Here is a 12621-nt window from a genome sequence, read left to right on the forward strand (position 1 = left end):
CCGGCTATGCCGGGCATCGCCAGCAAAGCTGGCGCCTACAGGTGTGCACAGACGTTCTGGTGCTTCGCCGTACCCGTAGGAGCCGGCTTTGCCGGCGAACAGGCCGGCACTGACAACACAAATGTCTATGCCCAAGCCCTCCCCCGCGCCCTTCAAGCACCGACTGCACGGACACATTTCTTGTGCCCCGCGACAGTATCTGCCGCTGCCGAGCTGTGATAAAACCTGCCCTCACGCCCATTCATCAGGATGCCCCATGCCCACGCCCAGCAAACCCCTCGCCGGCCTGAAAGTCATCGAGCTCGGCACCCTGATCGCCGGCCCCTTCGCTTCGCGCATCTGTGCCGAGTTCGGCGCCGAAGTGATCAAAGTGGAGTCACCAGACGGCGGCGATCCACTGCGCAAATGGCGCAAGCTGTACGAGGGCACGTCGCTGTGGTGGTTCGTGCAGGCGCGCAACAAGCAATCGCTGACACTGAACCTCAAGCACCCCGAAGGCCTCGAGGTGCTCAAACGCCTGCTGGCCGAGGCCGACATCCTGATCGAGAACTTCCGCCCCGGCGTGCTGGAGAAACTCGGCCTAAGCTGGGAGTCGCTGCATGCGCTCAACCCGCGCCTGGTGATGGTGCGCCTGTCGGGCTTCGGCCAGACCGGCCCGATGAAAGACCAGCCAGGTTTCGGTGCAGTGGGCGAATCGATGGGCGGGCTGCGCTATATCACCGGGTTCGAGGACCGCCCTCCCGTGCGTACCGGGATCTCCATCGGTGATTCGATCGCCGCCCTGTGGGGCGTGATCGGCGCGCTGATGGCCCTGCGTCATCGCGAAGTCAATGGCGGCCAGGGCCAGGTGGTGGACGTGGCACTGTACGAGGCGATCTTCGCCATGATGGAAAGCATGGTGCCGGAATTCGACGTGTTCGGTTTCATCCGTGAGCGCACCGGCAACATCATGCCAGGCATTACCCCCTCCTCAATCCACACCACCCTGGACGGCCGCCACGTGCAGATCGGCGCCAACGGTGACGCGATCTTCAAGCGCTTCATGCAAGCCATCGGCCGCGATGACCTGGCCAACGACGCCACGCTGGCCAGCAACGATGGCCGCGATGCGCGCCGGGACGAGCTGTACGGGGTGATCGACCGCTGGGCCAACAGCCTGCCACTGGCCGACGTCATGCAGACGCTCAACGCGGCCGAGGTACCGGCCAGCCGCATCTATTCGGCCGAGGACATGTTCAACGACCCGCAGTACCTGGCCCGCGAAATGTTCCTCCAGGCCCAGTTGCCGGATGGCAAGCCCTTCAAGATGCCCGGCATCGTGCCCAAGCTCTCCGACACACCCGGCTCCACCGAGTGGGTCGGCCCGGCCCTCGGCGAACACACCACCACAGTACTCACCGGCCTGGGCTATGACGCGGCGGCCATCGCCCGCCTGCGTGAAGCCGGCGCGGTCTGACCTGCCTGCTGCATGCGCCTCGGTCGCCTGTCCACACTGTGCTGCCTGGTGCTGGCCCTGCTTGCAGGACCAGCGGCCGAGGCCAAGGAACGCCTGCTCTGGGTGGTGCGCGACCTGCCGCCCTTCACCATCTTCGAAGGGGCCGCCAAGGGCCAGGGCGTGATCGATCAGCTATTGCCAATGCTGATTGCACAGATGCCCGAGTACGACCACAGCATTGTCCGGGTCAACCGCGCCCGGGGCCTGCAGATGCTCCAGGAGCCGAGTTTCACCTGCGACCCGACCCTGCTCTGGACACCGGAGCGTGAGAAGTACGTGCATTTCTCCCTCGCCTCGCTGGGCGTGCTCAGCAGCGGGCTGGTAGTACGCAGGCAGGACGAGGCGCTGCTTGCCCCCTTCCTGGACGAACAACAGGTCGACCTCAAACGGTTGCTGGACCGGACCCAGCTCAAGCTCGGCATCGTCGCCGAACGCAGCTACAGCGCCCAGGTGGACGAGATCCTCCGCCAATTGCCCGACAGCGCCTTAAGCCGCCACTATGGCAATGACGCCACTGCCAGCCTGCTGCAGATGCAGCAAATGGGCCGCCTGCAACTGCTACTCGGCTATTGGCCCGAAATGCGCTACCTGATCCAGCAGCAGGGTGGCTCGCTGGAAGGCTACCGCTTTCATCCGATCCAGGGCGTGAACCGCTACCAGTTTCTCCATGTGGGCTGCTCGGACACCCCCCTGGGGCGCGAAGCCATCGCCCATGTCAACCAGTTGCTAACCAAACTGCGACGCGACACATTGCCCGGGCTATATGCCCGCTGGCTGGACCCTGAGCTGCAGACGGACTACCTCGAACAGGCCCGGCACTTTTTCGATGATCAAGCGCCGCGATAGCCAGGCAAAAAGAAGCCCCGGCCGCTGGGGAAGACGACCGGGGCCAAGCGAAAGTCCTCAGGGACTTGCGGCGGTAGCCTGGTAATACCGGAGCAAAGCACCACCAGACCACCCTTGATCATTCTGACGGAACACTCAGGCAAAGGTTCCCTGGCGTTCCTGGCGATGTTGCACGGCAGCGATCACACAAGGTTGCAGGCGGCCTTCAGCAATCTGCAGGTCGCGATGCAGGCCATCGACCAGATCGACCAGCAGTTGCTGTTCGCCCAGCTGTCGCGCGCAAACCTGGCGCCTTAGGGTCACGGCACCCTGCTCATCATAGAGGGTCAACTGGCGATTTCCGCTGGCGTCGAGGGCGCCAAGCGAGGCGTGGTAGGGGGTCAGGGCGTCGTTGAGCAGCCTGCAGATTCTTTCCATCCGGATCACTCGCTGGGTGGTGGACATGGAGGAACTGACCTTCGGATCCGACGGGAAGTTCTCCACGTCGGGCCCTTCCCTACCAGCATGCGCAGTGAATATTACAGTTCAGCTAGCCTGCCCTACCCCACGGCAAGTGATCCTCTCAAGCGCTTCAACGCATCGTCCAGCACGTGGATCGACAGTGGCCAGGGCACTTCGGCGATCACCTTCAGTCCCCTCCTGCGAGCTTCACTGGCCAGGTCCTGCCCCCTTTTGCCGGCTTGCCCGACGAACATCAAGGCATGCGGCTCCTGCCCACGCTCAAGATGATCGATCAACGCCTGCCCACAGCGCCTCGGCATGCCATGGTCAAGTACCAGCATATCCAGTGGGGTTGCCTGAGCCAGGCTGGCCTTGGTGGCGGACAACCGATCGTGCAGGCGCACGTTGAACACACCGAGGGCATTGAATGCCTGGTGCAGGAGAATCTGATGGGAGGGACGGACTTGGTGGATGAGGACATGAAGCCTGCGCATGTGCTTCTCCTGTTCGTGGCTGCCAGCTCGGATGGGCGCTCACTCTAGGAAGGACTGTGACCTCCAGATATAGGAAAAGACTGAAAAGAACATGGGATTAGTCCCTAAAGAAGAAACCGCCCAAAGGGCGGCTTTTTCACTGACCGGATGACGCTTACAGCGGTTTGCCGCGGTTACCGTGCTGGCTGACGAAGGCCTGGACGGTCTTCAGGTCGTTGGCCAGCACCGTGCAGCGCTCTTCACGGCTGAACAGGTCGCTGAGGTGCGCGGGCAGTTCGAGGGCCTTGCCAACGCCGGCCTTCTCCACCGCTTCGGGGAACTTGACCGGGTGTGCGGTACCCAGCACCACCATCGGTGTATCGAGGCTGCGGCGGCACTCGCGGGCGGCTTTGACGCCGATCGCGGTATGCGGGTCGAGCACTTCGCCGGTGCTCTTGAACACCTCGGCGATGGTCTCGCAGGTCTGCTCGTCGGTGACGGCCAGCGAGTCGAACAGCTTGCGGGCTTCGGTCCAGCGATCGGCCTCGACGCTGAAGCCGCCACCTTGCTTGAAGGTGTCCATCAACGCCGCCACGGCGGCGCCATTGCGGCCGTGCAAGTCGAACAGCAGGCGCTCGAAGTTCGACGAGACCATGATGTCCATCGACGGCGAGAGCGTCGGGTGCAGGGCGTCCTTGACGTACTGGTTGCCGCTCATGAAGCGGTGAAGGATGTCGTTGCGGTTGGTGGCCACCACCAGCTGGCTGATTGGCAGGCCCATGTTGCGCGCCAGGTAACCGGCGAAGATGTCGCCGAAGTTGCCGGTCGGTACCGAGAACGCCACCGAACGGGCCGGGCCACCCAACTGGAGGGCCGCGTGGAAGTAGTAGACGATCTGGGCCATGATCCGCGCCCAGTTGATCGAGTTGACCGCCACCAAGCGGGTGCCCTTGAGGAACGACTGGTCGGCGAAGCTGGCCTTGACCATCTCTTGGCAGTCGTCGAAGTTGCCCTCGATGGCAATGTTGTGAATGTTGTCGCCGAGGATGGTGGTCATCTGCCGGCGCTGCACTTCCGACACGCGCTGGTGCGGGTGCAGGATGAAGATGTCGACGTTGTCGCAGCGGCGGCAACCTTCGATGGCGGCCGAACCGGTATCACCACTGGTGGCGCCGACGATCACCACGCGCTCGCCGCGCTTGACCAGCACGTGGTCGAGCAGGCGGCCGAGCAGTTGCAGGGCGAAATCCTTGAACGCCAGGGTCGGGCCGTGGAACAGCTCCATGACCCACTCGTTGCCGTTGAGCTGGCGCAGGGGCGCCACGGCGGCATGGGCAAAGTTGCCGTAGGTTTCTTCGAGAATCTTCTTGAAGTCGGCGTCGGCAATGCTGCCATCGACGAACGGGCGCATCACCCGGAAGGCCAGCTCGTGGTACGGCAGGCCGGCCCAGGAGGCGATCTCTTCCTGGGTGAAGCGTGGCAGGTTCTCGGGAACGTACAGGCCGCCATCACTGGCCAGGCCAGCCAGCAGGACGTCTTCGAAGTTCAGGGCCGGAGCCTGGCCGCGGGTACTGATATAGCGCATATGCAAACCTTCGGTGCTGGGCGCGGGCCGCCATGGCGACCCGCCGCTGAATTAATTGAGCTGTTCGACGCGGATGCGCACGACCTTGCCGACCACATCCTGGAGCGCTTCCAGAGCGACAATGGCATCGTCGATGCGCTGCTCGACCACACGATGCGTGAGCAGGATCATTGGGACCAGGCCATCCTGCTCCTCCGCTTCCTTCTGCATGATCGACTCGATGTTGATACCGCGCTCCGAGAGGATGCTGGCGACCTGGGCGAGCACGCCCGGATGGTCCTTGGCCTGGATGCGCAGGTAGTAGGCGCTTTCACAGGCATCAATCGGCAGGATCGGGTGGGCCGACAAGGCATCGGGCTGGAAGGCCAGGTGCGGCACGCGGTTTTCCGGGTCGGAGGTCATGGCGCGCACCACATCGACCAGGTCGGCGACCACCGACGAGGCGGTCGGCTCCATGCCAGCACCCGCGCCGTAGTAGAGCGTGGAACCTGCGGCATCGCCGTTGACCATCACCGCGTTCATCACGCCATTGACGTTGGCGATCAGGCGATCGTTGGGGATCAGCGTCGGGTGCACGCGCAGTTCGATGCCGGCGCTGGTGCGACGGGCCACGCCCAGGTGCTTGATGCGATAGCCCAGGGCTTCGGCATAATTGACATCGGCGGTGGTCAGCTGGGTGATGCCTTCGGTGTAGGCCTTGTCGAATTGCAGCGGGATACCAAAGGCGATGGACGCCAGGATGGTCAGCTTGTGCGCGGCGTCGATGCCCTCGACGTCGAAAGTCGGGTCGGCTTCGGCGTAACCCAGCGCCTGGGCTTCGGCCAGCACGTCGGGGAACGCGCGGCCCTTGTCGCGCATTTCGGTGAGGATGAAGTTGCCGGTGCCGTTGATGATCCCGGCGAGCCAGTTGATGCGGTTGGCCGACAGGCCTTCGCGGATCGCCTTGATCACCGGGATGCCACCGGCCACGGCGGCTTCGAAGGCGACGATGACGCCCTTCTCGCGGGCCTTGGCGAAGATCTCGTTACCGTGCACGGCGATCAGCGCCTTGTTGGCGGTGACCACGTGCTTGCCGTTCTCGATGGCCTTGAGCACCAGGTCGCGGGCAATGGTGTAGCCACCGATCAGCTCGATGACGATATCGATCTCAGGGTTGCTCGCCACTTCGAACACGTCAGCGGTAATGGGGGTACCGGTAATCTGGCAATTCGGGTTCTGCGAGCGCATGGCAATCTGTGCCACTTCAATACCGCGCCCGGCACGGCGGGCGATCTCCTCGGCGTTGCGCTGAAGTACATTGAAGGTTCCGCCACCGACGGTCCCCAACCCACAGATGCCTACTTTGACCGGTTTCACTGTGAACTCCCCATTGAACGGCCGGCACCTGCGCCGACCGTGAAACATGCCGTCACCCCATGACGACGGCGTACTGAATGATTTACTTGGCCGCTTGCTGCTGGCCGGCCAGGGCCAGTTTGGCCACTTGCGGCGCCGGCTGGTAGCCTGGGATCACCTGGCCGCTCTCGAGCACGATGGCCGGCGTGCCGTTGACACCGATCGACTGGCCCAGGGCGAATTGCTTACCGACAGGGTTGGCGCACTTGGCGGCCTTGATCTCTTTGCCGTCGACCATCTTGTCCAGCGCGGCGCGGCGGTCGCTCGAACACCAGACCGCCTGCAGTTGCTCGTCACCCGGCGAACCCAGGCCCTGACGCGGGAAGGCGACGTAGCGCACTTCGATACCGCGACGGTTGAGCTCGGGCACTTCGGCGTGCAGCTTGTGGCAGTACGGGCAGGTGGTGTCGGTGAACACGGTGATGTGCGACTTGGTCTCGCCCTTGGCCGGGTAGACGATCATCTCGCCTGCCGGAATGCCGTTGATGAGCTTGGCGATACCCTGGCGCTCGGTCTTCTCGGTGAGGTTGACCGGCTTGCCGTCCTGGATCTGGAAGAGATAGCCCTGCATCACGAACTGGCCGTCGGCGCTGGCGTACAGCACGCGGCCGCCCTGCAGTTTGACTTCGTACAGGCCGCTGAGCGGGCTGCTGGCGACGCTCTCGACCGGCACTTCCAGTTCGAGGTTCTGCAACGACTTGCGGATCGCCTGCTCGGCACCGGCAGTCGTTTCGGTGGCCGCGGCGGCGGCAAAGGTGCTGGCCAGCGCCAGGGCGGCGGCGGCGAAAATCTGGGTCACGCGCATGGGAACTCCTGAGGGCGGACGGGGCCGGATGAGCGTCGCCCGCGCCTTGAACGCGGCGAACGGTCGGCCCTTGCAACAAACCGTCCAAGCCTACCACAACAGACCGGCGCAGTAGGGGTACTCAGGCACCGGTCGGCGGAACATGAATATCATTCATCCTCGCGGGTGGTGCTGGGCGTGCAACTGCTGCAGCCGCGCCTTGGCGACGTGGGTGTAGATCTGCGTGGTGGAGAGGTCGCTGTGCCCCAGCAGCATCTGCACCACGCGCAGGTCGGCGCCATGGTTGAGCAGGTGGGTGGCGAACGCGTGGCGCAGGGTGTGCGGCGACAGCGGCTTGTCGATGCCCGCCACCCGCGCGTGGTGCTTGATCCGGTGCCAGAAGGTCTGCCGGGTCATCTGCTCGCCGCGCAGGCTGGGGAACAGCACATCGCTGGGCCGGCCGTTGAGCAGGTCGGCTCGGCCATCACGCAGGTAGCGTTCCAGCCACAGCACGGCCTCCTCGCCCATCGGCACCAGGCGCTCCTTGCTGCCCTTGCCCATCACCCGCAACACCCCCTGGCGCAGGTTGACTTGCTCCAGCGTCAGGCTGACCAGCTCGGTCACCCGCAGCCCGCAGGCGTAGAGCACTTCGAGCATGGCCCGGTCACGCTGGCCGATGGCCTCGCCCAGGTCGGGGGCCTTGAGCAGCGCTTCAACATCGGCTTCCGACAGGGATTTGGGCAACGGACGACCGAGTTGCGGCATGTCGACCTGCAACGTCGGGTCGACAGCGATCATCCGCTCGCGCAACAGGTAGCGGTAGAACCCCCGCACGCCGGAGAGAAACCGTGCGGTCGAACGGGGTTTGTAGGCCTGGTCGAAACGCCAGGCCAGGTGATCCAGAATCAACGCGCGACCGGCATCGGGCAGCGCCACGCCCTGCTCCTGGAGCCAACCATTGAACAAGGCCAGGTCGCTGCGATAAGAGGCGCGCGTATTGTCGGACAAGCCCTTCTCCAGCCAAAGGGCATCGAGGAACTGGTCGATCAGAGGATGGTCAAGGGCAGGCATGCGGACTCGGTGGCAAACGGCGAAATGCCGCTTAGTCTTTCATAACATTGCATGCCGAGGGAGCCCGCATGAGCGAACAACAGATTCTTTTGAGTGTCGGCGGCATTGGCGCGGCGGCGCTGCTCTGCCAATGGCTGGCCTGGCGCCTGAAGCTGCCGGCGATCCTGTTCCTGCTGCTGTGCGGCATCCTCGCCGGGCCCGTGCTGGGCTGGCTGCAGCCCCAGGCCTTGTTCGGCCCACTCCTGATGCCGCTGGTATCGCTGGCCGTGGCACTGATCCTGTTCGAAGGCAGCCTCACCCTGCACCTGTCGCAATGGCGCGAGATCGGCAGCGTCGTGCACCGCCTGGTCACTGTCGGCGCCCTGAGCACCTGGCTGGTGATCGCCCTGGCCACCCATTGGCTGCTGGGCTTCGACTGGTCCTTGGCGATCCTGTTCGGCACCCTGACCCTGGTCACCGGCCCCACGGTGATCGTGCCCATGCTGCGTGTTGTGCGACCCAAGTCGGCGATCGCCAACATCCTGCGCTGGGAGGGTATCGTCATCGACCCGATCGGCGCATTGCTGGCGGTGGTGGTCTACAGCTTCATCATTGCCCAGGGTGATGGCCTCAGCCAGAGCCTGGCGACTTTCGCCGGGGTGATCTTCTGTGGCAGCGCGCTCGGCGTAGCCGGCGGCTGGATGCTCGGGCAGGTCATGCGTGAACAATGGCTGCCGGAATACCTGCACAACCTGGCTTCGCTGGCGGCGGTGCTGGGGATCTTCATCGCCGCCAACCAGATCGTCCATGAATCAGGGCTGTTGGCGGTCACGGTGATGGGCATGTGGTTGGCCAACATGCCCGGCGTGGATGTGCGGCAGATCCTGCACTTCAAGGAAAACCTCAGCGTACTGCTGATCTCCGGGCTGTTCATCCTCCTGGCTGCGCGGCTCGACTTGCACGCCTTGCTGGGCCTCGGCCCCGCCGTGCTGGCGCTGCTGCTGGTGATCCAGCTGTTGGCACGGCCGCTGAACGTTTGGCTATCGACCTTGGGTTCACCCCTGAGTTGGCGGGAGCGCACGCTACTGGCCTGGATTGCGCCACGGGGCATCGTCGCGGCGGCGGTGTCGGCGATCTTCGCCATCCGCCTGGATGAGGCCGGCCACGAAGGCGCGTTACTACTGGTGCCGCTGACCTTCGCCGTGATCATCGGCACCGTAGTGCTGCAGAGCGCCACGGCCAGGCCGCTGGCACGCCTGCTCAAGGTCGCGGAACCGGCGCCGAGCGGGTTCCTCGTCGTGGGTGCCAACCCACCCGCGCGAGCGATCGCCAAGGCTCTGCAACAACTCGGCTGCCGGGTGCTGCTGACCGACTCGAGCTGGGAGAACATCCGTGCCGCGCGCATGGAGAACCTGCCCACCTACTTCGGCAACCCGGCCTCCCAGCATGCGGACGCCCACCTTGACCTGGTCGGGCTCGGCCACCTGCTGGGGTTGTCACCGGCAGGTGAGCTCAATGCATTGGCTTGCGCGCGCTTTCGCCATGATTTCGGCCATGGCCGGCTGTTCGTGCTGGCCAGTGGTCTTGAGAAGCAACGCAGTGATAAGCACCGGGCCAGCGAGGAGCACCGCGGGCAATTGCTCGGATCCAACCCGATGACCTATGCGCAGCTGGCAAAGCTGCTGCATCAGGGCGCCGAGCTGTACAGCACGACGCTGACCGAGGCGTTCACTTGGGCGGATTACCAGCAACTACATGGTGAGCGGGCGACATTGCTGTTCGCCCGCGACAGCCACGGCTGGGTGCATGTGGCCAGCCCGGATGATTTGCTCAAGCCGCAACCGGGGTGGACGCTGGTGGCATTGGTGGAACCTGAGCTTACCGAACAATCCGTCCGCCTTGACCTGTAGGAGCGGCTTCAGCCGCGATGCAGGCAACGCGGTGCCTGACACCCGCCTTGCGGGTGATCGCGGCTGAAGCCGCTCCTACAAGGGTCCAGAAAAATCAATTGTCCAGCGGCAGCACCGGCACCGGGCGCTTGTCCTCATCGATGGCGACGAAGCTGAATACGCCATGAATGGCCCGCTCACGGCCATCGAGGTACATGTTCTCGACGAACACATCCACCTGCACCTGCAGGCTGGTGTTGCCGACCTTGACCACGCTGCCCACCAGTTCGACGATCGAACCTGCCGCAATCGGGTGCTTGAAGTCGATGCGGTCGGTGGACACGGTCACCAGCGGCAGGCGGCAGAAACGGGTGGCGGCGATGAACGACACTTCGTCCATCCACGCCAGGGCGGTGCCGCCGAACAGGGTGTTGTGGTGGTTGGTGGTACTGGGGAACACCGCCTTGGTCACGCGGGTGACCGACAGTTCGGTGCGACGCTGGATTTCCTGGTCTCGGGGCGTAGTCATGACGTGTTTACATCGCTAGGGCATTTGAAAGGTGTCGTGGCATTCGCCGGCAAGCGCCAGACCTGTAGGAGCCGGCTTGCCGGCGAAGAGGCCAGAGAGAAACTGTAAAATGCAAAAAAGCAGCCCGAAGGCTGCTTTTTTTCTCGCAAGATGGCCTGGGCCACCGGTCAAACTGCACTCAGGACAGTTTTTCCTTGATGCGAGCGGCTTTGCCGGACAGGTCGCGCAGGTAGTACAGCTTGGCTTTACGCACGTCACCACGACGTTTCACGGCCAGGCTGTCGATCTGCGGGCTGTAGGTCTGGAAGGTACGCTCTACGCCAACGCCGCTGGAGATCTTGCGCACGGTGAAGGCGCTGTTCAGACCGCGGTTACGCTTGGCGATGACGACGCCTTCGAACGCCTGCAGACGCGAGCGGTCACCTTCCTTCACTTTAACCTGGACGACAACGGTGTCGCCTGGTGCAAAGGTCGGGATCTCTTTGCTCATCTGCTCGGCTTCGAGCTGCTGGATGATCTTGTTGGTCATGCTGTGCTCCTAAGATGGATAACTTGATCCACCATCGATACGTTAACTATCGTCCCGCTCGCGGAGGTATTCCTCGAGCAGCTTCTTCTCTTCTCCAGAAAGCGAGCGACTTTCCAGAAGATCGGCGCGTCGTTCGAAGGTCCTACCAAGGGACTGCTTCATCCGCCAACGCCGGATATGTGCATGGTTGCCACTTAGCAACACGTCGGGAACACGCTGATCCGCATACACCTCAGGCCGGGTGTAGTGCGGGCAATCCAGCAGACCGTCGGTGAAAGAGTCTTCCTCCGCCGAGTCCACATGCCCTAAAGCTCCGGGCAGCAGCCGTGTAACCGCATCGATCAGTACCATGGCCGGCAGCTCGCCACCGGAAAGCACATAGTCGCCAATCGACCACTCCTCATCGACATGAGCCTCGATAAAGCGCTCGTCGATGCCTTCATAACGACCGGCGATCAGGATCAACGACTCCTGTTCGGCCAGGCCTTTGACCGCTTGCTGCGTGAGCTTGCGGCCTTGTGGCGAGAGGTAGATCACCTTCGCCGATGCTCCGGTCGCCTGCCTGGCACTGGCCAGGGCGTCTTCCAGAGGCTTGATCTTCATCACCATGCCCGGACCACCGCCAAACGGCCGATCGTCCACCGTGTGGTGACGATCTGTGGTGTAGTCCCGCGGATTCCAGCAGGTCACTTGCAGCAACCCCTGTTTTACCGCGCGGCTGGTAATGCCGTACTCCGTGATGGCCGAGAACATCTCGGGGAACAACGTGACGACTTCTACGCGAAGGGTATCCATCGTTTAGAAATCCGCGTCCCATTCAACGCGCATCACACCGGCTTCCAGGTCGACTGCCAGCACGCATTGCCCGGTATAGGGCAACAGACGCTCGCGATCATCCAGGCTGCCTGCGCAAGGCTTGACCACCAGTACATCGTTCGCGCCAGTCTCCAACAGGTGATCGATCTTGCCGAACACGTGTTCGTCCTGATTGATGACCTTCAGGCCTACCAACTGGTACCAGTAGTACTCGTCGGTTGCCAGGTTGGGCAAAAGGCTTCGCGAAATGCAGATTTCATGACCACTCAGAAGACGGGCTTCATCACGATCATCGAGGCCTTTGAGCTTCACGACCAGGCCCTTCTGGGAGCCACGACCGCTGACCAGCTCTACCTGTTTTACCTTGCCTTCGTGCCGAAGCGTCCAGCGTGGGTAATCCAACAGGTTTTCAATCGGATCGGTAAAGGAATACACCTTCACCTCGCCGCGAACGCCGTGAACCGAAAAAATCTTGCCAACGACGATGAGGTCGTCAGCCTTTTCTGGCGTCGCGTTCATACTGCTCAGGCTGCAGCCTTGGCAGCTTCCTTCAGCAGCTGAGCAACGCGCTCAGACGGCTGTGCGCCCTGGCTCAGCCAGTAGGTGACGCGCTCTTGGTTGACCGACAGCTTGACTTCGGCGCCCGATGCGATCGGGTTGAAGAAGCCAACGCGCTCAACGAAACGGCCGTCACGGGCGTTACGCGAGTTGGTCACGGTCAGGTGGTAGAATGGGCGCTTTTTCGAGCCGCCACGGGCCAGACGAATGGTTACCATGTGAACATCGTTC

General features: G+C 63.2%; 14 protein-coding genes. 3 read left to right on the forward strand and 11 right to left on the reverse strand.

The window, feature by feature from the left end; all coding sequences use genetic code 11:
* The first annotated feature begins 256 nt into the window (after positions 1-256).
* Positions 257-1456, forward strand: a complete 1200-nt coding sequence (locus tag IM733_RS13270; protein WP_248917105.1) for a CaiB/BaiF CoA transferase family protein — start codon at positions 257-259, stop codon at positions 1454-1456.
* A gap of 12 nt (positions 1457-1468) precedes the next feature.
* Positions 1469-2341 (forward strand): TIGR02285 family protein, encoded by an 873-nt coding sequence (locus tag IM733_RS13275; protein ID WP_248917106.1) that lies wholly within the window; start codon positions 1469-1471, stop codon positions 2339-2341.
* Positions 2342-2476: 135 nt separating this feature from the next.
* Here IM733_RS13275 and IM733_RS13280 read toward each other — a convergent pair whose 3' ends face one another.
* The 6 genes from IM733_RS13280 to xerD form a co-directional block, all read right to left on the reverse strand.
* Positions 2477-2758, reverse strand: coding sequence for a DUF3509 domain-containing protein (locus tag IM733_RS13280; protein WP_248921172.1), 282 nt, complete (start codon positions 2756-2758; stop codon positions 2477-2479).
* A gap of 122 nt (positions 2759-2880) precedes the next feature.
* On the reverse strand, positions 2881-3276 hold the full coding sequence (locus IM733_RS13285) for a histidine kinase (RefSeq protein WP_248917107.1): 396 nt from the start codon (positions 3274-3276) through the stop codon (positions 2881-2883).
* 154 nt (positions 3277-3430) lie between these two features.
* Positions 3431-4840, reverse strand: a complete 1410-nt coding sequence (gene thrC / locus IM733_RS13290; RefSeq protein ID WP_011535309.1) for a threonine synthase — start codon at positions 4838-4840, stop codon at positions 3431-3433.
* Positions 4841-4891: 51 nt separating this feature from the next.
* Positions 4892-6196, reverse strand: coding sequence for a homoserine dehydrogenase (locus IM733_RS13295; RefSeq protein ID WP_248917108.1), 1305 nt, complete (start codon positions 6194-6196; stop codon positions 4892-4894).
* Between the two features lie 82 nt (positions 6197-6278).
* Entirely contained in the window at positions 6279-7040 is a 762-nt protein-coding gene (locus IM733_RS13300; protein WP_011535311.1) for a DsbC family protein, read from the reverse strand.
* Between the two features lie 153 nt (positions 7041-7193).
* Complete coding sequence (gene xerD, locus IM733_RS13305) at positions 7194-8090, reverse strand: site-specific tyrosine recombinase XerD (protein WP_248917109.1); 897 nt, start codon at positions 8088-8090, stop codon at positions 7194-7196.
* 68 nt (positions 8091-8158) lie between these two features.
* Between xerD and IM733_RS13310 the strand changes: the two genes are divergently transcribed.
* On the forward strand, positions 8159-9979 hold the full coding sequence (locus tag IM733_RS13310; protein WP_248917110.1) for a cation:proton antiporter: 1821 nt from the start codon (positions 8159-8161) through the stop codon (positions 9977-9979).
* A gap of 94 nt (positions 9980-10073) precedes the next feature.
* Here IM733_RS13310 and IM733_RS13315 read toward each other — a convergent pair whose 3' ends face one another.
* The 5 genes from IM733_RS13315 to rpsP all read right to left on the reverse strand — a co-directional run bounded on the left by IM733_RS13315 (position 10074) and on the right by rpsP (position 12608).
* Positions 10074-10487, reverse strand: a complete 414-nt coding sequence (locus tag IM733_RS13315; RefSeq protein WP_248917111.1) for an acyl-CoA thioesterase — start codon at positions 10485-10487, stop codon at positions 10074-10076.
* Positions 10488-10665: 178 nt separating this feature from the next.
* A complete protein-coding gene (rplS, locus tag IM733_RS13320) occupies positions 10666-11016 on the reverse strand; it encodes a 50S ribosomal protein L19 (protein WP_011535315.1) in 351 nt (116 codons plus the stop codon).
* Between the two features lie 42 nt (positions 11017-11058).
* Positions 11059-11811, reverse strand: coding sequence for a tRNA (guanosine(37)-N1)-methyltransferase TrmD (gene trmD / locus IM733_RS13325; RefSeq protein WP_248917112.1), 753 nt, complete (start codon positions 11809-11811; stop codon positions 11059-11061).
* Between the two features lie 3 nt (positions 11812-11814).
* On the reverse strand, positions 11815-12351 hold the full coding sequence (gene rimM, locus IM733_RS13330; protein ID WP_248917113.1) for a ribosome maturation factor RimM: 537 nt from the start codon (positions 12349-12351) through the stop codon (positions 11815-11817).
* A 5-nt stretch (positions 12352-12356) separates the two neighbouring features.
* Positions 12357-12608 (reverse strand): 30S ribosomal protein S16, encoded by a 252-nt coding sequence (rpsP, locus tag IM733_RS13335; protein ID WP_011535318.1) that lies wholly within the window; start codon positions 12606-12608, stop codon positions 12357-12359.
* Positions 12609-12621: the final 13 nt, after the last annotated feature.

It is taken from the genome of Pseudomonas entomophila (genome assembly GCF_023277925.1).
Taxonomy (GTDB): Bacteria; Pseudomonadota; Gammaproteobacteria; order Pseudomonadales; family Pseudomonadaceae; genus Aquipseudomonas; species Aquipseudomonas entomophila_D.